Raw genomic sequence first — 25,197 nt, 5'->3', positions numbered from 1 at the left:
TTATTAATAATCATAAATATTTATTCATATTGAATATTTTTGATTGTTTTTTGAGAATGTTTAGACGATTGATAGCATTTTGAAAGATTGATTATTGAATGTTTATTAATATTTCGAAATAATTCAATTTCGTAAAAAAATGACCCAAAAATTATGGAGTTGATATTTTAAGAACCTTTTAATTTTTAACTTCTATTTATTTACGTTTAAAACATTGTTAAAGTGAAATTTAGACCTTTTTTATAATAATTCTAAATTATTGAAATATAACTAAAATATATCATTCTTTGATGAAAAATCTTTACTATAAACGTAATTTTGTGTACCAATTTATAGCTAAACGCGTATTTGTTTAGATGATTGTTAATGTAAGTTTTAGAATAAAACTCTGACTCAAATGCTTATGAGTGTTGAGTTTGTGTGAGTTAAATTATTAAAAATTACCCTTCGAAAAAATTACATACTTAGTTTGTATTCTGATAACAGTGGTTACCTATGCCAAAAATGATTTTTGTTGAAAATAATTTTTGCATAAGATGTGACGATACAGCGAAGTGTTATTATATAATTCATTTTGATTGGATGAAATCAGGTGTAAGTAGCTTGGTTTTAAACAATCTTTAATATTAAAAAGAAAAGATAGATAATTATGAGTCTTTACCAAGAGTATCTTAACGAGATTGAAGAAAGAAAAGGTCAAGGTTTACATCCAAAACCAATTGATGGTGCAGAATTACTAAGTGAAATCATTAATCAAATTAAAGATGTTAACAACGAATACCGCGAGGATTCTGTTAAATTCTTTATCTATAACACGTTGCCAGGAACAACTTCTGCTGCAGGTGTAAAAGCAAAATTTTTAAAAGAGATTATTTTAGGAGAAGCAACAGTTGCTGAAATTACACCAACATTTGCATTCGAATTGTTATCTCACATGAAAGGAGGACCATCTATTGAGGTTCTTTTAGACTTAGCTTTAGGAAATGATGAAGCAATTGCAAAACAAGCTGCTGAAGTTTTAAAAACACAAGTTTTCTTATACGATGCAGATACAGCTCGTTTAGCTGATGCTTACAAAGCAGGAAATGCAATTGCAAAAGATATTTTAGAAAGTTATGCAAAAGCAGAGTTCTTTACAGAATTGCCAGCTGTTGCTGAAGAAATAAAAGTTGTGACTTACATTGCTGCTGAGGGTGATATTTCTACAGATTTATTATCTCCAGGTAACCAAGCACACTCTCGTTCTGATAGAGAATTACACGGGAAATGTATGATTACTCCTGAAGCTCAAGCTGAAATTAAAGCTTTACAAGCGAAACATCCAGACGCTTCAGTAATGTTAATCGCTGAAAAAGGTACAATGGGAGTTGGGTCTTCTCGTATGTCGGGTGTAAATAACGTGGCTTTATGGACAGGTAAACAAGCATCTCCATATATTCCATTCGTAAATATTGCTCCAATTGTAGCGGGTACAAATGGTATTTCTCCTATCTTCTTAACTACTGTTGATGTAACTGGTGGTATCGGTATCGATTTAAAAAACTGGACTAAAAAAGTTGACGCTAACGGAGAAGTTGTTCGTAACGAAAACGGTGACCCAATTTTAGAAGAAGTTTATTCAGTAGCAACAGGTACTGTATTAACTATCAATACAAGAGAGAAAAAGTTATACAACGGAGATCAAGAATTAATTGATATCTCTAAAGCTTTAACTCCACAAAAAATGGAATTTATCAAGGCTGGTGGTTCTTACGCTATCGTATTTGGTAAAAAAATCCAAACTTTCGCAGCTAAAACTTTAGGAATTGAAGCTCCTGTAGTTTTCGCTCCTTCAAAAGAAGTTTCTATCGAAGGACAAGGATTAACTGCTGTTGAAAAAATCTTCAACAAAAATGCAGTTGGTGTTGCAGATGGAAAAGTATTACACGCAGGTTCAGACGTTCGTGTTGAAGTTAATATCGTTGGTTCTCAAGATACAACTGGTTTAATGACTGTGCAAGAATTAGAGTCTATGGCTGCTACAGTTATTTCTCCAATTCTTGATGGTGCTTACCAATCTGGTTGTCATACTGCTTCTGTATGGGATAAAAAAGCGCAAGCTAACATCCCTAAATTAATGAAATTCATGAACGAATTTGGGGTAATCACAGCACGTGACCCTAAAGGTGAATATCATGCAATGACTGACGTTATTCACAAAGTTTTAAATGATATCACGATTGACGAATGGGCTATCATTATTGGTGGTGACTCACACACACGTATGTCAAAAGGTGTTGCTTTCGGTGCCGATTCAGGTACGGTAGCTTTAGCTTTAGCAACTGGTGAAGCGTCTATGCCAATTCCAGAATCTGTTAAAGTAACATTCAAAGGTGAAATGAAACCATTTATGGATTTCCGTGATGTGGTTCACGCTACTCAAGCTCAAATGTTAAAACAATTTGACGGTGAAAACGTATTCCAAGGACGTGTAATCGAGGTTCATATCGGAACTTTATTAGCTGACCAAGCCTTCACATTTACTGACTGGACTGCAGAAATGAAAGCGAAAGCTTCTATCTGTATTTCTCAAGATGATACCTTAATTGAATCTTTAGAAATTGCTAAATCTCGTATCCAAATCATGATTGATAAAGGTATGGATAACAAAAATGCAGTTTTACAAGGTTTAATCAACAAAGCAAACAAACGTATCGAGGAAATTAAATCTTGTGAAAAACCAGCTTTACAACCAGATGCTAACGCTAAATATTACGCTGAAGTAGTAATTGACTTAGATATTATCGAAGAGCCAATGATTGCCGATCCAGACGTGAATAATGCTGATGTTTCTAAACGTTATACACACGATACAATCCGCGATTTAACTTACTATGGTGGTGATAAACACGTAGATTTAGGTTTCGTAGGGTCTTGTATGGTACACAAAGACGATTTAAAAATCGTTTCTCAAATGTTACGTAATGTAGAAAAAGCAAATGGTAAAGTTGAGTTTAAAGCTCCTTTAGTTGTTGCGGCACCTACTTACAACATCATCGACGAATTAAAAGCAGAAGGTGATTGGGAAATGTTACAAAAATACTCAGGATTTGAGTTTAGCGACTTATTGCCAAAATCTACTGCACGTACAGAATACGAAAACATTATGTACTTAGAGCGTCCTGGTTGTAACCTTTGTATGGGGAACCAAGAAAAAGCAGAAAAAGGAGATACAGTAATGGCTACATCTACACGTTTATTCCAAGGTCGTGTGGTTGAGGACCGTGATGGTAAAAAAGGAGAATCTTTATTAGCATCAACTCCAGTAGTTGTTTTATCAGCGATTTTAGGACGTATTCCTTCTATCGAAGAGTACAAAACTGCAGTTGAAGGTATTAACTTAACAAAGTTTAAACCAATTTCAATGAACTAATTGTTTGTAGAAAATGATATAATAAAGGCTAACATTTCGGTGTTAGCCTTTTTTTGTGATAAATATATAATATTGCAAATAAATAAGTTAGAATTGTTTTAAATAAGATTATTAGCACGGTAAAGAGTTAGTAGTTTACAAATAATTCAGTATATTGGGGTATGTTTTTTGATAAATTAAAACCAATTAAATAAATCAATTATTATGGCATTTGATATAAATATGATTAAAGGCGTTTATGCAAAAATGCAAGAACGTGTAGATGCTGCGAAAGCCATCGTAGGTCGCCCTTTGACTTATTCAGAGAAAATTTTATATGCTCACTTGTTTGACGGAAAACCTACACAAGCGTATACAAGAGGAGAATCTTATGTAGATTTTGCGCCAGATCGTGTAGCAATGCAAGATGCAACTGCTCAAATGGCTTTGTTGCAATTTATGCAAGCTGGAAAAACCAAAACGGCTGTTCCTTCTACGGTTCACTGTGATCACTTGATTCAAGCTAAAGTTGGTGCAAAAACCGATCTACAAGAGGCAATCAATAAATCTTCAGAAGTATTTAATTTCTTAGAATCAGTTTCTAATAAATATGGAATTGGATTCTGGAAACCAGGAGCAGGAATTATTCACCAAGTAGTTTTAGAAAACTATGCATTTCCAGGAGGAATGATGATTGGTACCGATTCTCACACGCCAAATGCAGGTGGATTAGGAATGGTAGCAATTGGTGTTGGTGGTGCTGATGCTGTTGATGTAATGTCTGGAATGGCTTGGGAATTAAAAATGCCAAAATTAATCGGAGTTAAATTAACGGGTAAATTATCTGGTTGGGCTGCTCCAAAAGACGTTATTTTAGAAGTTGCTGGACGTTTAACTGTAAAAGGTGGAACAGGAGCAATTGTAGAGTATTTTGGAGAAGGAGCAGAGTCTTTATCTGCAACAGGTAAAGGAACAATTTGTAATATGGGTGCAGAAATTGGAGCAACAACTTCAATCTTCGCTTATGATGATGCTTCAGAAAGATATTTAAGAGCGACTGATCGTAATGATGTTGCTGATGCTGCAAATGCTCACAAATCTTATTTACGTTCTGATGATGAAGTTTATGCAAATCCAGAAAACTTCTATGATCAATTAATTGAAATTAACTTATCTGAATTAGAGCCTCGTTTGAATGGTCCTTTTACGCCAGATTTAATGACACCAGTTTCTAAAATGAAAGAAACTGCTGCAGCTAATGGTTGGCCTTTAGATGTAGAATGGGGATTAATAGGGTCTTGTACAAACTCTTCTTACGAAGATTTAACACGTGCAGCTTCGATTGCGCAACAAGCTTTAGATAAAGGTTTAGAAGTGAAATCATCTTTTGGAATTAATCCTGGTTCTGAGGTAGTTCGTTATACTGCGGATCGTGATGGTTTATTAAAAACTTTCGAGGATTTAGATGCGGTTATCTTTACAAATGCTTGTGGACCTTGTATTGGTCAATGGGATCGTGAAGGTGCGGATAAAGAAGAAAAAAATACAATCGTTCATTCATTCAACCGTAATTTCAAAAAACGTGCGGACGGAAATCCAAATACATATGCTTTCGTAACATCGCCTGAAATGGTTGCGGCGATTGCAATTTCTGGACGTTTAGATTTTAATCCATTAACAGATAAATTAATCAATAAATTTGGTGAAGAAGTAATGTTAGATGCTCCAAAAGGAGAGGAATTACCAACAAAAGGTTATGCTTATGAAGATAATGGATATCAAGCACCTGTAGAAGATGGTTCTCGTGTAGAAGTGATCGTAAATCCAAATTCTGAGCGTTTACAATTATTAGAAGGTTTCAAACCTTGGAATGGTGAAAATATTACTGGAGCTAAATTATTAATCAAAGCATTTGGTAAATGTACAACTGACCATATTTCTATGGCTGGACCTTGGTTACGTTTCCGTGGACACTTAGATAATATTTCGAATAATACATTGATTGGTGCCGTAAATGCATTCAACCAAGAAACAAATTCAGTTAAAAATCAATTAACAGGAGAATACGGACCAGTTCCAGATACTGCACGTGCATATAAAGCGGCAGGTGTACCTTCTGTAATTGTTGGTGACGAAAACTATGGAGAAGGTTCTTCTCGTGAGCATGCGGCGATGCAACCACGTCATTTAGGAGCTGTTGCAGTTTTAGTACGTTCTTTTGCACGTATCCACGAAACAAATCTTAAAAAGCAAGGAATGTTAGCGTTGACATTTGCTGACAAAGCAGATTATGATAAAGTACAAGAAGATGATACAATCAACTTTATTGATTTAACGGAATTTGCGCCAGAAAAACCTTTAACAATCGAGTTTGTTCATGCAGATGGATCTAAAGATTTAGTTGTAGCAAATCATACATACAATACACAACAAATTGAATGGTTCAAAGCTGGTTCAGCATTAAATTTAATTAAAGCGCAACAAGCGTAATAATTATTTCAACATAAAAAGTAAAAGCCGATGTATTTCTACATCGGCTTTTTTTAATTGAAAATATTTTTTTTAAGATATTATTAACATTTGAAATACTAAAACAAAAAAAACCTCAATCATTTGATTGAGGTTTTAAGCAGTGGTGCCTCCAGGAATCGAACCAGGGACACAAGGATTTTCAGTCCTTTGCTCTACCAACTGAGCTAAGGCACCGCCTTAATTGTGATGCAAATATAGAGCGAAAATCCGTTCTACCAAACATTATTTAAAATATTTTTTAGACGAAAAAGCTATCTTGTTCATTTACCGAGAAATAAATTTTAAAATATTTTTATCTTTGCAAAAAATGAGTGGTTTTAATATTTTAATAGAGATTTAACAACTCATTTTTGCAATCTAATTTTTACAATTCGCAACAAATCATCATATTTGCGTCTTAGAATTCTATTATACATTCATAATGAAGTGGATTATTTGTAGTTTATCACTATTTAGCGTGGTAACAATAAAAGCTCAGTCAATATCAGTTTCACCTTATTCGGCATACGGAGTAGGGGAGCAATTGTTTGATAATAATACTGAACAAGCTGGTATGGGCGGTATCTCAACGGTTCCTACGAATCCTTTTGGACAAAGTGCGAATTTTTCGAATCCTGCAGCAAACCAAAACTTGCGTATGACAACTTTCAATGCAAGTGGAAGTGGAACTAATTATAATTTCAAATCTGGAACAGATAAAGAAAATGCAGGTCGTTTCAATGTTTCTAATATTTCATTGGCTTTTCCAGTTGGTGAAAAAGGAAGTTTCGGAGTTGGTTTTCAACCTTACACAGCGTTGGGATATGATATTATGAATACTTCTGAGAAAAATAATATCAAACAAACTGTACAGATGAAAGGTGATGGAGGGTTAAATAGTCTTCATGCTTTTTATTCAAGAAATCTTTCAAAAGGATTTTCTTTAGGTTTGCGTGTTAATTATCTTTTCGGAGAGTTGCAACGTAACGAGATTTTAGCTGTAGATGGAGCAAGTTTAGCTGTAGATTATAGCGATAAATCGAACTATCGTGGTGCTCAATTTACGTTAGGATCTATGTATACGAAGAAAATTGGAAAAAATAACAATTTAAACATTGGTGCTACTTATACATTAGGAACTAAGTTAAGAACAGATGTGACAGATCTTACAACTTCTTACACATATATCGGAACAACACAATCTTCTGTAGATACAATTTCTATTATTAGAATTGATAATGGAAAAACTAAGATTCCACAACAATTTACTTTAGGAGCATCATATTCTAAAGATAATACGTGGTCGTTAGCTGTAGAAGCGAAATATAATAATTGGAAAGATTTCTCTCAACCATTAGAAGGTCAAAATACTACAATGTCTTCTGCAGTAGATTACAAAAACAATGTACGTTTGGCAGTTGGAGGATATTGGATTCCAGATTATAACAGTTACAAAAGTTATTTTAATCGTGTAACGTATCGCGCTGGGATGTATTATCAATCAGCTCAGTATTCTATTCACGGAACAGATATTGATGCTTATGGAGCAACTTTAGGTTTTGGATTTCCAATTGGAAAACAAAATGATGGCTCTATGATGAATATTTCGTTAGAGTACGGACAAAAAGGAAAAACAACAAACAACTTAATCAAAGAAAATTATTTCGGAGTTAAAGTTGGATTTGATATTAACGATATTTGGTTTAGAAAAAGAGTTATTGACTAATTTTGGACAAACAAAAATTGTATAAAAAAGCAAACGAAAAATTTTTAATTAAACCGAGTATTGTATTTGGTCTGATTAGCGTTTTCGTTTTGCTTTTTTCTTGTAAAAAAGAACTTCCACCTATCAGTAAAAAGAAGGTAGAATTCCCAACACGAACACTTATCAATGCAAATATTATCAACAAAGATTCTGGAAGAATTTCGGGTAATTTGCGTTCTCCTTTGATTGAAATATACGAAACGGTAGATTCTCCTTACACGATTTTTAGAAAAGGTTTAAACCTTGATTTTTATCAAAAAGGAAGCGTAAAACCAGGTTATTTTCAAGCAGATTGGGGAAGATTAAGTGATGTAACAGGAATCTACGAAGGTAGAGGAAATGTAATTATCGTAAATGAGAAAGGTGATTCGTTGAAAAGCGAGCAATTATTTTGGAATAAGAAAAATAAAACAGTTTATACATCGAAAGAAGTTTACTTAATTAGCAAGGAAGGCGATTCGTTAACAGCGAAAAACGGTTTGCAAGCTACTGACGATTTAGAAACCTATACTTTATTCAATAATCAAGGATTTAAGTATGTTGATGATAATCAAAAATTCTAAAGAGCGTTAAAAAAATTAACAAAAAAGCGCATACTTGTCGCTTCTTCTATTTTATTATTCAATGTATTGTCGTATTTTCGCCACCTATTATAGAAATAACATTAAAATAAAACAATGGCAGTTTTAGGAGAAATTCGTAAAAAAACTTGGCTGATCTTCGTGGTAATCGGAGTTGCAATGTTAGCTTTCGTTGCAGGAGATTTATTCGGAGAGAATTCAAAAATAAAACAATTATTTACTGGAGATCCGTCTGTAGTTGGTACAGTGAACGGAGAACCTATTGGTATTGCAGAATATCAGAGTGCGTACGATCAAACACAAAAGATGTACGAAAATCAAGGTCAAACTGCAACTCCAAATCAAATTGCTCAACAAACTTGGAACAGCTTAGTTAGTCAGAAAGTGTTGAAACAACATGCTGAAAAATTAGGTTTAAAAGTTTCTGATGATGAATTTTGGAGCTATACAGCTCAAAACTTCGGAATGGCATCTGGTGCAGAAGCACAACAACAGATTGCTCAATTAGAAGCGAATGCGGCATCAAGCCCAGAAGCGCAACAACAATATAGAGGTTGGTTGCAAACTGCTGAACAAATAAAATTACAGATTTTATCTCAAAAATATTTTGGTTATGTAATGGCTGGTACAGCGGTTACAAGTAAAGAAGCGGATATTCAACAAGGATACAATATTTCGAATGCAAATATTCAGTATGCATTTGTAGATTACGCAACTTTGGCTAAAAAATTAAATGTAAAAGTAACAGACGAAGAAATTTCTGCTTACGAAGCGAAATATCCAAAATTGTTCAAAGCAGAAGGTTTAGTAAAATTAAGCTACACTTATTTCCCTGCTGGAGCTTCGACTGCTGATGACGCTGTTGCTTTAGCAAACATCAAAAAGTATTTGTCAACTCAAATTGTTCATGACGAAGTAAACAATGTTACAGATACAATTGCAGCATTTGGTTCTGCAAAAAGTGATTCGGTTTATGTGACTCAAAATTCTGAGAAACCATTTATTCCAAATTATTTTACAAAAGCAGAATTGGAACAAGCTCAATTAGGACCAGAAGCAACAAACTTCTTGAAAACTGCTACAGTTGGACAAATTGGTGGACCTTTCAAAATTGGAAATACATACCAATTATACAAACTTTCGAAATCGAAAGAAGTAAAAGATTCTGTAAAATCTAGTCACATCTTAGTTTCTTATACAGGAAGCGCTGCTGGAAACGGAGTAAAACGTACAAAAGACGAAGCAAAAAAATTAGCTGAACAAATTTTAGCTGAGGTAAAAGCTAATCCAGCTTCTTTTGGAGAAGTTGCTTCAACAAAATCGGATGATAAATCATCTGCTGTACAAAAAGGAAGCATTGGTTGGGTTGGAAAAAACAATCAATTAGATCAAACTTACAACGGATTTATTTTTACAAAACCAGTTGGTACAGTTGATTTGGTAGAATCTCAATTTGGGTTTCATATCATCAAAGTTGATGACGCGAAAAACAAAACAGCTTATCAAGTTGCAAATATTGTAAAAACAATTGAGCCTTCTAAAGCGACAACAGAAAAAGCATTTACAAATGCAAGAACGTATGTTCAGAATGTTGAAGGAAAATCATTGAATGATTTCAAAAATACTGCGAAAAAAGGTGGTTATTTAAATAATACAACAGAAGGAATTGAGCGTTATGCTGCGATTGGTCAAGATATTCCAAACGATCAGGACGGAGATATCTTAAAATGGGCTTTTGACAAGAAAACAGATAAAGGAGCAACAAACTTGTTTACATCTTCTACAGGAGATTACATTGTTGTTCATTTAGTTGAAAAATTTGACAAAGGTTTAGCACATCCAAGTGTTGTTCGTCAATATGTAGAGCCAGTTTTGATGCACGAAAAAGTTGCTAAATTGGTTGATGAGCAAGTTGCAAACGGTGGATTGAATGCTTTTGCATCTAAATTCGGAGCGAAAAAAGGAAATGCTACGGTTAACTTCTCTAATTCTAATTTAACTGGAATTGGTTTAGAACCTAAAGTTGTAGGAGCTGCGTTTGGTGTAAAACCAAATCAATCTTCTAAGGCGATTGCAGGAAATGCTGGAGTTTTCTACATTATTCCTTCAAATCAACAAATTCAAAAGAATCAAAAAGGTTCAATGATTTTGGATAATTTAAACCGTCAATTACAAGGACGTTTCCAACAAACATTGTTACAATCATTGATTCAAGCTGCTGATGTGGTAGATAACCGCGATAGAGCTTTACGTTAAGATTTAAAATTTCTTATAATAAAAAACTCCCAAGCTTAATAAGTTTGGGAGTTTTTAGTTTTATAGATATCTTTATTAATATTAAAATAAATGAAGTTTAAATTAGAAGGAAATATTCAAAATACGGAAGGAACAAGAATTTCAATTAGATGCCCACATTGTGGTCATAATGGAACATTTGAGTCTATAGGTACCGATGTATATGTAAAGGATACTTTTTCAAATCCAAAAACATTTGGACTTCGACGTTGTCCAAATAGAACTTGTTTAGGGCATTTATTCTTTGTATATAATAATTCAATGAATGATATAATATTAACTTATCCATCAGATACAATACCCTTTGATAAAGAAAATATTCCAGAAAAAGTAATAAATGCTTTTCAAGAGGCAGTTATTTCTCATTCAAATAATTGCTTTGTAGCATCTGCTATAATGATTAGAAAAACTTTAGAAGAGATTTGTCTTGATAGAAAAGTAGATGGAAAAAATTTATATTTAAAATTACAAGATTTAGGAACTAAAATTTTAATTCCAAAAGAATTAATTGAGGGTATGCAAGAGTTAAGACTTCTTGGAAATGATGCCGCCCATATTGAATCAAATACATTTAATGAGGTAGGTAAATTTGAAGTGGAAATATCAATAGAATTTACTAAAGAAATTTTGAAAGCAGTATATCAATATGAATTTCTTCTTGGTAAATTGAGAAGTTTAAAAAAGATAGGTGAATAAAGCAAAAAAGCATCAATTTTTAATTGATGCTTTTTCTATTAGAATATTTCTTAAATCTTACTTATCAAACCCATTCGGATATTCGCCTTTTACAAGCTCTATTTTCGCTTCTACGGCTTTTTGTAAATCTTCTTGATATTGGATTAACCTTTCTTGCAAAGTTGGATTAGTAGCTCCTAAAATACGCGCAGCCAAAATTCCTGCATTCTTCGCTGCATTTACTGCAACTGTAGCAACTGGAATACCATTTGGCATTTGCAAAATAGATAAAATAGAATCCCAACCATCAATCGAATTAGACGATTTAATTGGAACACCAACTACAGGAAGAGGCGTAATTGATGCAACCATTCCTGGCAAATGTGCAGCGCCTCCTGCACCAGCAATAATGACATTTATTCCACGTTCGTGCGCTGTTTTTGCATAATCAAACATACGTTGTGGCGTACGATGCGCAGAAACAATTGTTAATTCGAAAGGTATATTTAATTCTGTTAATAGATCAGCAGCTTGTTTCATGATAGGCAAATCGCTATCACTTCCCATTATAATTCCTACCATAGTTGTTACTTTTTTGCTACGACTTTCACCGTTGCGTTAACTTGTTTTATGTTTTGTTTTAATTGTTTTAAATCATCGTTAACCAATGTAACGTGTCCCATTTTTCGACCTGGTTTTGTGATTGTTTTCGCGTACCAATGTAAAAATGTTCCTGGTATTGTTAATAACTCTTCAATGTTTTCTATTTCAGCTGATCCAGTTTCTCCTTCAGCACCAATTAAGTTAACCATAGCAGAAGTTGTAAACAATTTTGTAGAACCAAGTGGTAATTGCATTAAGGTTCTTAACATTTGGTCAAATTGTGATGAATATGCTGCTTCGATTGTCGAATGTCCCGAATTGTGAACACGAGAAGCTGTTTCGTTAACCCAAATAGATTGGTCTTTGTTAACAAACATTTCTACTGCGAAAACTCCTGAAGATTTCAATGCTTTTACAACATCGCGAGCAATTTGTTCCGCACGTTCAGTGATTTCTTTCGGAAGTGTAGAAGGCATTAATAAATAATCTAATAAATTATATTCTTCGTTGATAACAAATTCTACGGTTGGATAAGTCACGATATTTCCTGAATGATCGGCAACTGTAACCACTGCAATTTCGCGATCTAAATCGGCAGGTGTTTCGAAAATAGAAGGTGCTTGAAGCATTTTGTCTAAATCAGCTTCAGATTTTAAGAATTGTACACCTTTTCCATCATAACCATCTTTTCTTGATTTTTGGAAAATTGGATAATTGATGTCTTGTTTTGATTTCAACTCTTCCCAATTATCTAATCTAAAATAAGGCGCAGTCGGAATATTGTTGTTGACATAAAATTCTTTCTGAACTCCTTTGTCTTGAATAATCGCTAAAGCCTCAGGGTCTGGAACAACTCGCTTTCCAATAGATTTTAGATAACGCAAAGCATCAACATTAACATGCTCAATTTCAATCCCGATTGCATCTAGATCTTTTCCAAAAGCGACAACTGTTTCATAATCTTTGAAATCGCCTTGTATAAAATGATGTGCATGTGGTGCACAAGGTGCATCAGCAGCCGGATCTAAAATACTAATCTCGCAAGGGTATTGTAATGCATTTTGCAAAAACATATATCCCAATTGTCCTCCTCCTAAAATTCCGATTTTTATCATATTGCGAAGTTAATGAATAATATAATTTCTATTTTTACGAGATCAAAAAAAGTATTGACGAGATGTTAACAAAGTGGAGTAAAATTTTATTTTTAGTATTTCTGGGAATTTATTTATCGAGTAGAAGTTTTTACCAATACTTTGTATTTGATATGTTGGTGCAATATTCTGTTTATGCACTAATTATTGCTTTTTTCTTGTGTTTGATTTACAATTATTCGATTCGTAAACAAGAAAAGAAAAATATTTTGTGGTTGATTCCACTCGTTGCTATTCCGATTATTACGTACAAAAATTTAGGAAATTTCTATTTTGGAGAAAATGCGAGAGGTGAGCAATCTAATTTCAAGATTATTTCGATTAATATTTTTTCTCAGAATGATGAATTTCAGCATCTACAAAAATATTTAGGTACAGAAACTGCTGATGTTATCGTTTTGCAAGAACTAACTCCATCTTGGCAAAAAAATGTAGAATTTATAAGAAAAGAGTATCCATATTATAAAGAAGAAGTTAGAAGTAACAATTTCGGAATTGCCATTTATTCTAAAATACCATTTAAAAAAGTGTCTACAAAAAATTACATTGATGAGATGCATCCCTCTATTTTAGCGGAAATTTCTGTAGACGGTAAGTCTGTTAGTATTTTAGCGACACATCCAGTTCCGCCATTACCAAATCAGGCTCGTTTTGAAAGACGAAATAAACAATACGAATTAATGAAGCAGGAAATAGATGCTTTACCGAATGAAAATATCATTTTAGTTGGCGATTTGAATTCAACAGTTTATTCTCCGAACTTCAAATTGGTGCAATCGGATAAAATGAAAGATGCTCGTTCTGGTTTTGGATTGAATAATTCTTGGAATGCTTTTATTCCAATTTTCCGCACAAATATCGACCAATGTTGGGTTTCGAAAAAAATAAAAGTGACCAATTTTTATCGTGGAGATGATATAAAATCAGATCATTTTCCGATTGTTGCAGAACTGAAAATAGATTAAGAATTTGGGTTAATTTTTAAATTTCAAAAAAAAGATTACCTTTGAAGTTCAATCGAAAGGGGTGCTTCTTTACAAGAGGCTGAGATTATACCCAAAGAACCTGGGCAGGTAATGCTGCTAAGGGAACTGGTACTTCACCAAATTACATTCGCGCGTAAATTATAAAAGTGTAAGATGGCTCCTTTCATAATATTTTTTAAAATTAATTATGAAAAGGTCGATTTTTTTATTGTCATTATTTGGTGCATCTATTCTTTATGCACAAGAAAAAGATTCTATTCAAAAAGAAGAAATTCAATTAGGAGAAGTTTCAATTGTCGAAAAACTTCCGATTACAGTTGAAAAGGTAACTGATAAAATGTTACAAAAGAAGAATTTGGGACAAGATGTTCCAAATTTGTTAAATTCTGCTACGTCTGTTTCTATAACTTCTGATACAGGAACAGGAATTGGTTATTCGTCTATCAAAATTCGTGGACTTAATGAACAATCAATCAACGTTACATTAAATGGAATTCCGCTTAATAATCCTGAATCTCAAGGTGTTTTTTGGGTGAATATGCCAGATTTGGCTTCATCTACAAGCTCTATGATAATTCAGAGAGGAGTTGGAACTTCATCAAACGGAATGGCTTCTTTTGGAGCAAGTGTTAATATCGAATCTCAAAATCCGTCTACCGTTCCTTTTGCAGAAGCAAATGTTTCTTTCGGAAATTATAAAACACAAAAATATACAGTTCAGGCTGGTACGGGAAAAATACTAAATAATAAATTGAGTATTGATGGACGTTTTTCTAAGATAAATTCGGATGGATATGTAGACAGATCTTGGTCAGATTTAATCTCTTATGATTTTACAGCTCTATATGAATTGAATGAAAAAACAAAGTTTAGATTTCAGAATATGTTTGGAAAAGAACAAACGTATCAGGCATGGAGTGGTGTAGATGCTGAAACTTTAAAAAATGATAGAACATATAATTTTGAAGGAGAAATTTTAGACGAAAATGGAAAGGTTGAAGGTTTTTATAAAAATCACACTGATAATTACCGTCAAAATCATTATTTTCTTTCGTGGTTACAAGATTTTGGGAATAATTGGAAATCAAATTTAACAGTTCATTACACAAAAGGTAAAGGTTATTACGAGAGCTATAAAAATAATCGCAGTTTGAAACGTTATAAATTGGATTATTTAACTTCAGAAAAAAGAAATTTAATTAATCGTGAATATCTTGATAATGATTTTTATGGTTTTAATCTTGAAGTTGAAAATCAAAAATTAAACGATTTTAAAGTATTTTTCGGATTATCTGCAAACGAATATGATGGCGATCATTATGGAAATGTCTTATGGGTAAAAGGCACAGGTTTTAAGGATAAAGATTTCAAATATTACAACAATCGTTCTGTGAAAAAGCAATTGGCTGCTTATGCGAAAGTATTGTATCAATTGAATAAATTTGAATTGTTTGGTGATTTGCAATATCGTTATGTTGATTATGATGCGAAATATTTACCAAATGGAAAAAATGATGAGGAAGATTTCAGACCATTTTCGGATACATTCAATTTTGTGAATCCAAAAGCTGGAATAAATTTTAAAATCAATTCTTCAAATGTATTGTATGCTTCGTACGGAATTTCTCAACGTGAACCTTTGCGTATTGATTATGCAGGTTTGAATGATAAAGATAAAAAACCAAAAGCCGAATTTTTACAAGATTACGAATTGGGTTACAGAAAAAGTGGTCGTCTTGCTTTGAGTGCGAATTTGTATTATATGGATTACCGTGATCAATTGGTGCCAACTGGAGAATTGAATGATGTAGGAAGTCGAAAAAGAATTAATTCAGGAAAAAGTTTTAGACGAGGAGTCGAATTTGATGCAAACTATAAGATTATTCCAAATCGTTTGAATGTTTTTGGAAATATTACGTTTAGCGAAAACAAACATAATAATTACAAAGAGGAAGTTTGGGATGTTGATGGAAGTTCTTCTGTAAAAGAATACGGAAAGACAAAAATTGCGCTTTCACCAGATGTGATTTCTGCTTTCGGTTTTGAAGCTGTTCCTTTCAAAAATGTATTGATTAATTTGACGAATAATTATGTTGGTGAACAATATTTATCAAATACAGAACCAGCAGATGGAAAATTAGATAGTTATTTAGTTTCGGATCTTTTGATTCGATATTCGCCAAAAGTAAAAGGAATTAAAAACCTTGAATTTTCGTTCTTGATTAATAATTTATTTGATGTAGAATACGAATCAAACGGTTATTATTATGGAGGAGGATATTATTTTCCACAAGCCGGAATTAATGTTTTGGGTGGAGTTGGAATTCGTTTATAAAAAGCTAAAAGCTCGAGAAATTCTCGAGCTTTTTTTATTGTTCAATATAATCAAGAGGAATATGCCAAATTTCGGTTTTATTTTTTTCTCGAAAGAAATCCAAATGTCCAATTTCATCCAACCCATATTCTTTTGGAACGATATTCAAACGTTTTTTCTTCGCATTTTTCAAAACTAATTTCCCAAATAAATCTACAGATTTTGGTGTTGCCATAAAATCATCATCCAAACTAATGATTAAAACAGGTTTTGTAATTTCATCATACAAATTTTGCGTTTCATCAGCGTAACCTAGAATTGAAGTTTCATTCAGAATTAGTTTTCGCCAATCTTTTGCGATCCCGATTGGAATTGGTTCGCCCATTCCAACTTTTTGAGAAGGAAAAAAACCGTAAAAAGCAGATAAAACAGGAATCGCAATGCGAAAAAAGAAATTCACTTTAGTTTTATCTTTTTGATGAAAATTTTTGATATAGCCATATTGAGAACCAATCGTTACAATTTTATCATAAACTTTGTAAGCGCGTGTCAAACCAATCATAATTCCACCGATACTATGACCAATTAAGAATTTTTCGTGATTGGGATAAAATTCTTCGATATATTGTGTTAAACTTAAAAAATCTTTGTCGGCCCAATCTGTAAAATGCGCTTTAAAATCTTTTAATTTTTTGGGTTTAGAATCGCCGATTCCGCGATAATCATACGTAAAAACCAAATATCCCTTATTAGCTAAATACGTTGCATATTTGGCATAAAAAGTTTGTTTAACACCAATTGCAGACGAAATGACAATGATTTTTTTGGTTGCATTGTTTTCGCCAAAAGAGGTTATGGCAATTGGATATTTGTCGGAAGTTTCTAGTATGAATTTTTTCATTCTTTTTATTTGATAAGGTAAAAAATATACCTTTACAAGGTAAATCAATCTTATGAAAAAAATTATTTTAATTCTATTAATCTTATTCTCTTCAAAAATGTTTTCTCAACAATTAAAACCTGATAATGTGATTGGTTTTTGGAAGTTACAAGAATCAGGCTTTTATGAAAATGGCAAAAAAGTGTCTAAAGAATTTGATGATTGTCGGTTAATGAGAAATTATACAATTTGGGATAATGGATATGCTATTTATAACTATGTAGAAGGAAGTAATGGCAATTGTTTTCCTAGTGAGCCTCGATTAACATTGTGGCGAATTGTTGATAATAGAATTCAATTTTACATTGATGATTATATTTTTGAGGATAGAATTGTGAAAATTAATCAAGATAAAACGATAACTTTTGAAACATATATTGATAAAAAAATTGTAGATTCTGATAAGGAATTCGAGAAAATAGCAAATACAATCAGTTATGATATTTTACGTAAACAATAAATAAAGAAAATAAGTTTTCAGGTTTATTTTTTATATTCACTTTACGTCATTCAAAATCTTTATTTTTACCACATAATTATTGAACCGAATGAAAAATATATTCAGCCTATTTTTAGCATCAATTTTATTGCTTTCAGCTTTTTCGTGCAAAGAAGACGATTCGTTGGCAATATCGCAAGATCAATTGTTGCGATCTGGAAAATGGCAATTGAAAGAAATTAGAAAAACGAAAGGGAATATAACGGAAACAGACAAGTTGTTGGCTTGTGAACGACAATCTACATTAGATTTTTCGGATGTTACGAATTATAATTCTAACATGTATAAGACCGAAAAAGGAAATTGTGTACAAGAACAAACGATAGGAACGTATGTGTATAATACGTCTAAAACAAAACGTTTGTTGACAATGGAAACAAAAGATACAACGTACAATTATTATGTGAAGCAGTTAGATCCAAAATATTTGATTTTGCAAGATACGTTGAGTAAAATAGATACGATAAAGCTTCGTTTGCAAGTTTTTGAAATTGTAAAATAATAAAGAAAAATACCTTCCATCTTGGAAGGTATTTTTTATTCGAACATTTTTCGTGTAATAAAATCTTTGTCTAAACTCCAAGCGCGTGCAGGAGAATATTCACGTCCATAATAAATGATTTGAATATGTAATTTGTTCCACAACTCTTTTGGAAAGATTTTCTTCGCATCTTTTTCTGTTTCCTCAACATTTTTACCTTTTGTCAATTTCCATAATTTCATCAAACGATGAATATGTGTGTCGACAGGAAAAGCAGGATGACCAAACCATTGAGACATCACTACCGAAGCGGTTTTGTGTCCAACGCCAGGTAATTCTTCTAATTCTTCAAAACCTTCTGGAACTTCGCCATCGTATTTCTCGATTAAAATTTCGGACAACCGTTTGATATTTTTGGCTTTTGTGTTTGATAAACCAATTTCGCGGATATAATATTTTATTTCATCTACTTCTAATAACGACATTGCTTTTGCGTTAGCAGCTTTCGCAAATAATTCGGGTGTTACTTGATTCACTTTTTTATCTGTTGTTTGGGCAGATAATAAAACGGCGATCAATAATGTAAAAGCATCTTGATGGTCTAATGGAATTGGTGGAACTGGATATAATTTTTCCAATTCATCAATCACAAATTGGATACGCTCTTTCTTTAACATCATAAGTTCTGAAACTTTTTGTGTAAAAATAATGAAACATCTTTAATTATGTTTTAAATAATCAGCCACAAGCGTTCTTACAAAAAAATAAAAGTAAATATTTAGCGACTTATTTTGGCGTTATATAACATTACATTTGTAGTATAAATAAAAGATTAATTAGTTAAATCAGTTACGATTCAAGATTTAATCATTATTTTTACGAGAAGTTCTAAAGACAAATCAAGATGTTAAAAATAGGAGATAAAGTTCCAGATTTTAAAGGAATTGATCAAGATGGAAACGAAGTTTCATACCAAGATTTTGCAGGAAAAAAATTAGTCGTTTTCTTTTATCCAAAAGCAAGTACGCCAGGTTGTACAGCCGAAGTATGTGATTTACGCGATAACGAAAATGCGTTGAAGACACAAGGTTATCATTTGGTTGGAGTAAGTGCAGATTCTGTGAAAAGACAAAAGAATTTTGCTGAGAAAAACAATTTACGTTTTCCTTTGCTTGCAGATGAAAATCATGAAATTCTGAATGCTTTCGGTGTTTGGGGACCAAAGAAATTTATGGGACGCGAATTTGATGGAATTCATCGTGCAACTTTCATTATTGATGAAAAAGGAATGATTACGGATGTAATTGAAAAAGTGAAAACAAAAGAACACGCAAAACAAATTTTAGAAAAATAAAAAATAATATAATGAGCGATTTAGACAATAAAAAGAAAGCGTTACAGCTAATCTTAGATAAGATGGACAAAGCTTACGGGAAAGGGACTGTAATGCGTATGGGAGATTCGGCTGTTGATGATAAAATAGAAGTAATTCCTTCTGGATCTTTGGGATTAGATTTAGCGTTAGGAGTAGGAGGTTATCCTCGTGGACGTGTTATTGAAATCTATGGACCAGAATCTTCTGGTAAAACAACATTGACATTACACGCTATTGCTGAAGCTCAAAAAGCTGGTGGTATCGCTGCTTTTATTGATGCTGAGCATGCATTTGACCGTTATTATGCAGCGAAATTGGGTGTTGATGTAGAAAACTTAATTATTTCTCAACCAGATAATGGTGAGCAAGCATTAGAAATTGCAGATAACTTAATTCGTTCGGGAGCGATAGATATTATCGTAATTGACTCTGTTGCGGCACTTACTCCAAAAGCGGAGATTGAAGGTGAAATGGGAGATTCTCGTATGGGATTACAAGCGCGTTTGATGTCTCAAGCTTTACGTAAATTGACAGGAACAATTAATAAAACGAAATGTACAGCGATTTTCATTAATCAATTACGTGAAAAGATTGGGGTAATGTTCGGAAATCCAGAAACAACAACTGGTGGTAACGCCTTAAAATTCTATGCATCTGTACGTTTGGATATCCGTCGTTCTACTCAAATCAAAAATGGAGATGAGGTAATCGGAAATCACTCGAAAGTAAAAGTGGTTAAAAATAAAGTTGCTCCTCCATTCCGTCAAGCAGAATTTGATATTATGTATGGTGAAGGAATTTCTAAAGTTGGAGAAATTTTGGATATGGGTGTTGAGAAAGGAATTGTAAACAAATCTGGTTCTTGGTATTCATACAACGATAGCAAATTAGGACAAGGTCGCGATGCTGTAAAAGAAGTATTGAAAGATAATCCTGAATTGGCAGAAGAAATTGAAGCTAAAATTGTCGCATTAATCAAAGGTGAGCCAGTAGATGGAAAACCATCAGTTGATAATCCAGCTGACGAAGCAGAATTATTTGCTGAAGATTAATTCGAAAGAATTTTTATATAATGATAAAAACCTCTCAATTTTGAGAGGTTTTTTTGTTATTTTGTATAATTAATAAAAAAGGCGTCCTCATCTCCAAATGAAATTCTTAAACTATTTTTTGTTAATATTTCGATATTTTCTATTTCAGTATCATTAGTGTTATTTTCTGTTAAGGTAATTCGTTTGTTTTTTAAACTCCATTTTCCTTCAGACGGGCTATGATAACAAGGGTCATTTCCTCCTCCTTCATAAAAATCATTATAATAAGTAAAATTTTTATTAAAAGTTATACTTGTTTTAGAATCACATTCATTGTATTCTTCAATTATTTCTTTTCCATTCAAATAATATCCAGAGTTTTTAATCTGCCATTTACCAATTAATAATTCTTCATGCGATTCTACATTAGAATCATCATCGTTATTACAAGATGCGAAAAATGTAGTCGCTGAAAGTGTAGCAAATAATAATAGTTTTTTCATAAGTTATTTTTTTGATTGGCAATAATATGAAAAATGATATTAATTAAACGTTTTTAAGTATTTATAATAAAAAAAACACTTCTGTAGAAGTGGTTTGTCATGTTGAATTTATTTCAACATTGTATACTGTTTATGATGAGAATCTGAAACGAGTTCAGAATATTCATATTTATTATTTAAATAGTAAAACTTTTAATAATAAAAAAAGACAATCAAATTGATTATCTTTTTTGCTCCTCCTCTTGGGCTCGAACCAAGGACCCTCTGATTAACAGTCAGATGCTCTAACCAACTGAGCTAAGGAGGAAAATCCGATATTTTAAAATTTTATTTTTAAGTCTTTGTTTGACATTTCACTAAAAAAGCTCCTCCTCTTGGGCTCGAACCAAGGACCCTCTGATTAACAGTCAGATGCTCTAACCAACTGAGCTAAGGAGGAATGTTGCTTAATTGTGGGTGCAAATATAGAAGTATTTTTTACACCCACAAAAAATATTTTAAATTTTATTTAAAAATCATATTCACAATATCGTTTCCGAAGATGAATACCATTAATCCTAAGATAATTACAACGCCAACCATTTGTGCTTTTTCTAAAACTTTTTCACTTGGTTTTTTACCTGTGATCATTTCATAGATGGCAAAAACAGCATGTCCACCGTCCAAACCTGGAATTGGTAATAAGTTAATAAATGCTAACCAAGCAGAAATCATTGCCGTAAATGACCAGAAAAATAACCAGTTCCATTCTTTTGGCATTTGTTTTACCATTCCAATTGGTCCAGCAACTTGCTTACGACCGTCTTTTACTTGGAACAATGTCCCAATTCCACGAACTTGCGTTGCAATCGCTTCAAATGGCTCTACAATTCCTTTTGCGATTCCTTCACCAATTGTATAATCTTCCTTAGAAATTAATGAATCTAAATATGCTGTTGATCTTAGGAATCCAATGCTTCCATCTTTATCTACATTTACCATCAACTCTACAGGCTCGCCTTTTCTTTCAACACTTAAAGAAACTGTTTTTCCTTTGTATTCTTTTAATTTATTTGTTAAATCTGAAAATAGAGGTGTTGTGAAACCATCAATAGCAATTACTTTATCATCTTTTAATAAACCTGCTTTTTGTGCTGCACTATTCTCAACAACAGAATCCACAACGGTTGGCATTTGAGGAATAAAGAAAGCGCCTTTAGCGTTTAAAATTTCAGTTCTGAAATCTTCTGTAATTGGTAAAGAAACTTCTTTTCCTTGACGTTTTACATCTAAAGTTTCACCACCCAACAAGGCTTCTTTTCCTATTTCATTTAATGCTTGATATTTAACACCATTTACACCAACTGGAATATCACCTTTTTGCAAGCCGAATTTAGTTTGCGTTGCATTCGCTTCGATTCCATATTGCATTTTGTTTACATCAACAAAGCTTTTTCCTTGAGAAATGAATAAAATAGTATAAATAATCATCGCTAAAATGATATTTACAATAATACCTCCTAACATGATGATTAATCGTTGCCAAGCTGGTTTTACACGGAATTCCCACGGTTTTGGCTCTTGTTTCATTTGTTCCAAATCCATGCTTTCGTCAATCATTCCCGAAAGTTTTACGTATCCTCCAAGAGGCAACCAACCGATACCGTAAACAGTATCACCAATTTTCTTTTTCCAAATGGCAAATTTCACATCGAAAAAACAAAAGAAACGTTCAACACGAACGCCAAACCATCGCGCTGTTACATAATGTCCTAGTTCGTGCAACATTACTAAAAGCATCAAACTAAGCATTAAGGTAGCTATCTGTATTAACATATTGTTTTAAATTTATTTATGTTCTAATTTTATTAAACGATTACAAAATTAATCGAATTTATTTATCAAAGCGGTTTATTTTTTCCATTCTAAGGTTTCTAACAATTTTTTTACATCTTTTTTGATGTAATCAACTGCTGGAGCTAAAGAATCGGGTTTTGGTTGAGTTTTGAAATAAACCGAACCTGCTAAAAAATTCTTTACACTATCCGTCGCATGAAACTGAATATTAATCGCTGATTCTCCTCCTAATTCATACATAGTACCAAAAACCTTTTTTTCTGGAAAAGAAAATTCTTGTGGCGAGATAAAACTGGCTTTAACCGTCTGTTCTTGCACAAAACTCTCACTTTCTTTTATTTGAACGATTAAATCTTGTGGAGACTGAACTGGAAAATATGTCAGGTAAATTGTCGCTTTCATTCGTGGATAAACAATATTGAAAGAGTTTGGTTTTTTGCCCACTACGACCTTTCCAAAGTTTGAATATTGGAAAGTATAAGGTACATTTTCTTTGAAAGACAGATAAGTTTGTTGCGGATATTCGAGGCGAACTTGTCCTAAAGGTTTGGCAACTTCCTCGCTTTTATTGCACGACACAAAAAAAATAGCACTACTACATAATGCTATTATAGTTTTAAAATTCATTGTATAACGTAAAACGTTAAATTTTGTAAAATTCATTTAATTTTTTAATTTCTAAAAAGGCAAATCGTCTTCTCCTTCATCTATAAAAGGTGGCTCGACAACTGTTGTGTTTTGTTGACTTTGCTGAACTTTGTTCTGATCATTTTGCATGGCTTGACGTTGTTCATTGTCAATTTTTGGTGTCAAAAACTCGATTGAATTTGCTACGATCTCTGTTGTATAACGCGTTTGTCCGTTATCGTCCCATTTGCGTGTTTTGATGCGTCCTTCAACAAAAACTTTATCTCCTTTTTTCAGATAACGATCACATAATTCTGCCAATTTATTGCGTGTCACAATATTGTGCCATTCTGTTTCTGTAATTCGTTCTCCTGTTCTCGAAATGTAAGATTCTGTCGTTGCAATAGGAAATCGTCCAATACAATTTTGTTCATCGAAATGATGCAATTTTACATCATCACCCAAATTTCCGATCAAAAGTACTTTATTCGTTGTTCCATTCATAGTTGTAATAGGTTTTTAGTGGCTTGTTACTTACAAAGTTAATCCAAATAATGTTTATTTATAAATTTTTCTATTGGTTTTGGCAGCGGATAATGTTCGAGATCATTTAAAGCAATCATTTCAAAATCATTTTCGGCTTTCAAATTTGTTATATCTATTAAAGATACATTTAATTTCCAATATTTTATAAATAAATTTTGATGCGACAAAATATGTTTCTCCTCTTCGATAAAAGTTAGATTATTTTCAAGATTTTGATCTAAAATCCAACCTTTATCCAACAAGTCAGTTTCGGTTTCTATTTTTGGAAAAGTGAATAAATTTTTCCAAACATCATTTCCAATTCGTTTAGACAAGGCAATTTTATCTTCATTTTCGATGAGAATAAAATGTAAAAAACGATTCGAAACTTTTGTCTTTTTCAATTTTATAGGCAATTCGTTGACTTTATTTAATCGAAGCGCTTCACAAGACTCATTAAGTGGACAAATTTCACACTTTGGCTGTTTTGGTGTACAAATTGTTGCACCCAAATCCATTACCGCCTGATTAAAATCACCTGGACGTTTTTTATCAATGATTTCTAAACCCAAATCCCAGAAAATCTTCTTTGTTTTTGGCGAACTTATATCATCTGTAATATTAAAATATCGCGCAAAAACTCGAAACATATTTCCGTCTACAGCAGGTACATTTTCATTATATACAATAGATGCAATTGCAGCTGCAGTGTAATCTCCTACGCCTTTTAGCTTTTTTAAATCTTTGAAATTATTCGGAAATTGTCCATTTAACTCATCAGCAATCGTCTTTGCCGTGAAGTGTAAATTTCTGGCACGGGAATAATAACCCAGTCCTTGCCAGAGTTTTAGGACTTTTTGTTCGTCGGCGTTTGCCAAATCGAAAATAGTCTCAAATTCTTGTATGAAATTATTGTAAAATTTCATACCTTGGTCAACCCTTGTTTGTTGGAGAATAATTTCCGACAACCAAATGTGAAATGGGTCTTTTGTATGACGCCAAGGTAAATCTCGTTTATTTTTGTCAAAATATGACAAAATCAGATAGTTGAAGTTCATAAAAACTGAAAAAATCTTTTTTTGTTGGGATACTATCGTTATATTTG

Annotated in this window: 21 protein-coding genes and 3 tRNA genes; 12 read left to right on the top strand and 12 right to left on the bottom strand. The window is 32.6% G+C overall.

Annotated elements, in window-relative coordinates; translation table 11 throughout:
• Positions 1–649 precede the first annotated feature (649 nt).
• The gene (locus B3792_RS07715; protein ID WP_286495447.1) at positions 650–3,412 is read left to right on the top strand and encodes a bifunctional aconitate hydratase 2/2-methylisocitrate dehydratase; all 2,763 of its coding nucleotides are present in this window, start codon (positions 650–652) and stop codon (positions 3,410–3,412) included.
• Between the two features lie 204 nt (positions 3,413–3,616).
• A complete protein-coding gene (locus B3792_RS07710; protein WP_125349916.1) occupies positions 3,617–5,881 on the top strand; it encodes an aconitate hydratase in 2,265 nt (754 codons plus the stop codon).
• A 143-nt stretch (positions 5,882–6,024) separates the two neighbouring features.
• Here the strand turns inward: B3792_RS07710 and B3792_RS07705 are convergent.
• A tRNA-Phe gene (locus B3792_RS07705) sits at positions 6,025–6,097 on the bottom strand.
• Between the two features lie 247 nt (positions 6,098–6,344).
• On the opposite strand from B3792_RS07705, the gene B3792_RS07700 reads away from it, so the two are divergent.
• The 4 genes from B3792_RS07700 to B3792_RS07685 all read left to right on the top strand — a co-directional run bounded on the left by B3792_RS07700 (position 6,345) and on the right by B3792_RS07685 (position 11,239).
• Positions 6,345–7,628 (top strand): OmpP1/FadL family transporter, encoded by a 1,284-nt coding sequence (locus B3792_RS07700; RefSeq protein WP_291046288.1) that lies wholly within the window; start codon positions 6,345–6,347, stop codon positions 7,626–7,628.
• Positions 7,629–7,645: 17 nt separating this feature from the next.
• Positions 7,646–8,230 (top strand): LPS export ABC transporter periplasmic protein LptC, encoded by a 585-nt coding sequence (gene lptC, locus B3792_RS07695; protein WP_286495445.1) that lies wholly within the window; start codon positions 7,646–7,648, stop codon positions 8,228–8,230.
• A gap of 114 nt (positions 8,231–8,344) precedes the next feature.
• Positions 8,345–10,504: a SurA N-terminal domain-containing protein gene (locus tag B3792_RS07690; protein WP_291069295.1), complete on the top strand. Its 2,160-nt coding sequence runs from the start codon at positions 8,345–8,347 to the stop codon at positions 10,502–10,504.
• Positions 10,505–10,594: 90 nt separating this feature from the next.
• Entirely contained in the window at positions 10,595–11,239 is a 645-nt protein-coding gene (locus B3792_RS07685) for a DUF4145 domain-containing protein (RefSeq protein WP_291069293.1), read from the top strand.
• Positions 11,240–11,296: 57 nt separating this feature from the next.
• Here B3792_RS07685 and purE read toward each other — a convergent pair whose 3' ends face one another.
• On the bottom strand, positions 11,297–11,800 hold the full coding sequence (gene purE / locus B3792_RS07680; RefSeq protein ID WP_038333183.1) for a 5-(carboxyamino)imidazole ribonucleotide mutase: 504 nt from the start codon (positions 11,798–11,800) through the stop codon (positions 11,297–11,299).
• Positions 11,801–11,805: 5 nt separating this feature from the next.
• The gene (locus tag B3792_RS07675; protein ID WP_291046300.1) at positions 11,806–12,936 is read right to left on the bottom strand and encodes a 5-(carboxyamino)imidazole ribonucleotide synthase; all 1,131 of its coding nucleotides are present in this window, start codon (positions 12,934–12,936) and stop codon (positions 11,806–11,808) included.
• Between the two features lie 62 nt (positions 12,937–12,998).
• Here B3792_RS07675 and B3792_RS07670 point away from each other — a divergent pair, with 62 nt between their 5' ends.
• Complete coding sequence (locus B3792_RS07670; protein WP_291046302.1) at positions 12,999–13,940, top strand: endonuclease/exonuclease/phosphatase family protein; 942 nt, start codon at positions 12,999–13,001, stop codon at positions 13,938–13,940.
• A gap of 208 nt (positions 13,941–14,148) precedes the next feature.
• Positions 14,149–16,296: a TonB-dependent receptor gene (locus tag B3792_RS07665; RefSeq protein WP_291069291.1), complete on the top strand. Its 2,148-nt coding sequence runs from the start codon at positions 14,149–14,151 to the stop codon at positions 16,294–16,296.
• Between the two features lie 34 nt (positions 16,297–16,330).
• Here the strand turns inward: B3792_RS07665 and B3792_RS07660 are convergent, their stop codons facing one another.
• Complete coding sequence (locus B3792_RS07660; protein ID WP_291046307.1) at positions 16,331–17,176, bottom strand: alpha/beta fold hydrolase; 846 nt, start codon at positions 17,174–17,176, stop codon at positions 16,331–16,333.
• A gap of 52 nt (positions 17,177–17,228) precedes the next feature.
• On the opposite strand from B3792_RS07660, the gene B3792_RS07655 reads away from it, so the two are divergent.
• Entirely contained in the window at positions 17,229–17,675 is a 447-nt protein-coding gene (locus B3792_RS07655; protein ID WP_291046310.1) for a lipocalin family protein, read from the top strand.
• An 88-nt stretch (positions 17,676–17,763) separates the two neighbouring features.
• Positions 17,764–18,216, top strand: coding sequence for a lipocalin family protein (locus B3792_RS07650; protein WP_291046313.1), 453 nt, complete (start codon positions 17,764–17,766; stop codon positions 18,214–18,216).
• Positions 18,217–18,251: 35 nt separating this feature from the next.
• Here B3792_RS07650 and nth read toward each other — a convergent pair whose 3' ends face one another.
• The gene (gene nth / locus B3792_RS07645) at positions 18,252–18,872 is read right to left on the bottom strand and encodes an endonuclease III (protein WP_038333161.1); all 621 of its coding nucleotides are present in this window, start codon (positions 18,870–18,872) and stop codon (positions 18,252–18,254) included.
• Positions 18,873–19,093: 221 nt separating this feature from the next.
• Here nth and bcp point away from each other — a divergent pair, with 221 nt between their 5' ends.
• Together bcp and recA are read left to right on the top strand one after the other, a co-directional pair.
• Positions 19,094–19,549 (top strand): thioredoxin-dependent thiol peroxidase, encoded by a 456-nt coding sequence (gene bcp, locus B3792_RS07640; RefSeq protein ID WP_291052633.1) that lies wholly within the window; start codon positions 19,094–19,096, stop codon positions 19,547–19,549.
• A gap of 11 nt (positions 19,550–19,560) precedes the next feature.
• Positions 19,561–20,622, top strand: a complete 1,062-nt coding sequence (gene recA, locus B3792_RS07635) for a recombinase RecA (protein ID WP_038333157.1) — start codon at positions 19,561–19,563, stop codon at positions 20,620–20,622.
• A 56-nt stretch (positions 20,623–20,678) separates the two neighbouring features.
• Here the strand turns inward: recA and B3792_RS07630 are convergent, their stop codons facing one another.
• From B3792_RS07630 to mutY, 7 genes are all read right to left on the bottom strand, one after another.
• On the bottom strand, positions 20,679–21,104 hold the full coding sequence (locus B3792_RS07630) for a lipocalin family protein (protein ID WP_286496160.1): 426 nt from the start codon (positions 21,102–21,104) through the stop codon (positions 20,679–20,681).
• 233 nt (positions 21,105–21,337) lie between these two features.
• Positions 21,338–21,411, bottom strand: a tRNA-Asn gene (locus tag B3792_RS07625).
• A 58-nt stretch (positions 21,412–21,469) separates the two neighbouring features.
• Positions 21,470–21,543, bottom strand: a tRNA-Asn gene (locus tag B3792_RS07620).
• Between the two features lie 65 nt (positions 21,544–21,608).
• On the bottom strand, positions 21,609–22,919 hold the full coding sequence (gene rseP, locus B3792_RS07615; RefSeq protein ID WP_221854425.1) for an RIP metalloprotease RseP: 1,311 nt from the start codon (positions 22,917–22,919) through the stop codon (positions 21,609–21,611).
• Between the two features lie 75 nt (positions 22,920–22,994).
• Positions 22,995–23,603, bottom strand: coding sequence for a gliding motility lipoprotein GldD (locus tag B3792_RS07610; RefSeq protein ID WP_260391997.1), 609 nt, complete (start codon positions 23,601–23,603; stop codon positions 22,995–22,997).
• A gap of 15 nt (positions 23,604–23,618) precedes the next feature.
• Positions 23,619–24,071 carry a single-stranded DNA-binding protein gene (locus B3792_RS07605; RefSeq protein ID WP_038334855.1) on the bottom strand — a complete coding sequence of 151 codons (453 nt, stop codon included), beginning with the start codon at positions 24,069–24,071 and terminating at the stop codon, positions 23,619–23,621.
• Positions 24,072–24,109: 38 nt separating this feature from the next.
• On the bottom strand, positions 24,110–25,150 hold the full coding sequence (gene mutY, locus B3792_RS07600) for an A/G-specific adenine glycosylase (RefSeq protein ID WP_291069289.1): 1,041 nt from the start codon (positions 25,148–25,150) through the stop codon (positions 24,110–24,112).
• Positions 25,151–25,197 lie beyond the last annotated feature (47 nt).

This window comes from Empedobacter sp. UBA5924 (assembly GCF_002431085.1).
Classification (GTDB): Bacteria; Bacteroidota; Bacteroidia; order Flavobacteriales; family Weeksellaceae; genus Empedobacter; species Empedobacter falsenii_B.
The sequence above is the reverse complement of the archived record's forward strand: the minus strand, read 5'-3'. Positions and strand labels throughout refer to the sequence as shown.

Bases quoted from the DNA above. Each gene is read 5' to 3' on its own strand.
- B3792_RS07700 (WP_291046288.1), top strand. From the start codon at position 6,345: ATGAAGTGGATTATTTGTAGTTTATCACTATTTAGCGTGGTAACAATA.
- B3792_RS07655 (WP_291046310.1), top strand. From the start codon at position 17,229: ATGAAAAAAATTATTTTAATTCTATTAATCTTATTCTCTTCAAAAATG.
- B3792_RS07715 (WP_286495447.1), top strand. From the start codon at position 650: ATGAGTCTTTACCAAGAGTATCTTAACGAGATTGAAGAAAGAAAAGGT.
- purE (WP_038333183.1), bottom strand. From the start codon at position 11,800: ATGGTAGGAATTATAATGGGAAGTGATAGCGATTTGCCTATCATGAAA.
- nth (WP_038333161.1), bottom strand. From the start codon at position 18,872: ATGTTAAAGAAAGAGCGTATCCAATTTGTGATTGATGAATTGGAAAAA.
- B3792_RS07660 (WP_291046307.1), bottom strand. From the start codon at position 17,176: ATGAAAAAATTCATACTAGAAACTTCCGACAAATATCCAATTGCCATA.
- B3792_RS07670 (WP_291046302.1), top strand. From the start codon at position 12,999: ATGTTAACAAAGTGGAGTAAAATTTTATTTTTAGTATTTCTGGGAATT.
- B3792_RS07665 (WP_291069291.1), top strand. From the start codon at position 14,149: ATGAAAAGGTCGATTTTTTTATTGTCATTATTTGGTGCATCTATTCTT.
- B3792_RS07630 (WP_286496160.1), bottom strand. From the start codon at position 21,104: ATGAAAAAACTATTATTATTTGCTACACTTTCAGCGACTACATTTTTC.
- recA (WP_038333157.1), top strand. From the start codon at position 19,561: ATGAGCGATTTAGACAATAAAAAGAAAGCGTTACAGCTAATCTTAGAT.
- B3792_RS07650 (WP_291046313.1), top strand. From the start codon at position 17,764: ATGAAAAATATATTCAGCCTATTTTTAGCATCAATTTTATTGCTTTCA.
- mutY (WP_291069289.1), bottom strand. From the start codon at position 25,150: ATGAACTTCAACTATCTGATTTTGTCATATTTTGACAAAAATAAACGA.
- B3792_RS07675 (WP_291046300.1), bottom strand. From the start codon at position 12,936: ATGATAAAAATCGGAATTTTAGGAGGAGGACAATTGGGATATATGTTT.
- B3792_RS07685 (WP_291069293.1), top strand. From the start codon at position 10,595: ATGAAGTTTAAATTAGAAGGAAATATTCAAAATACGGAAGGAACAAGA.
- B3792_RS07610 (WP_260391997.1), bottom strand. From the start codon at position 23,603: ATGAATTTTACAAAATTTAACGTTTTACGTTATACAATGAATTTTAAA.
- B3792_RS07710 (WP_125349916.1), top strand. From the start codon at position 3,617: ATGGCATTTGATATAAATATGATTAAAGGCGTTTATGCAAAAATGCAA.
- rseP (WP_221854425.1), bottom strand. From the start codon at position 22,919: ATGTTAATACAGATAGCTACCTTAATGCTTAGTTTGATGCTTTTAGTA.
- B3792_RS07690 (WP_291069295.1), top strand. From the start codon at position 8,345: ATGGCAGTTTTAGGAGAAATTCGTAAAAAAACTTGGCTGATCTTCGTG.
- B3792_RS07605 (WP_038334855.1), bottom strand. From the start codon at position 24,071: ATGAATGGAACAACGAATAAAGTACTTTTGATCGGAAATTTGGGTGAT.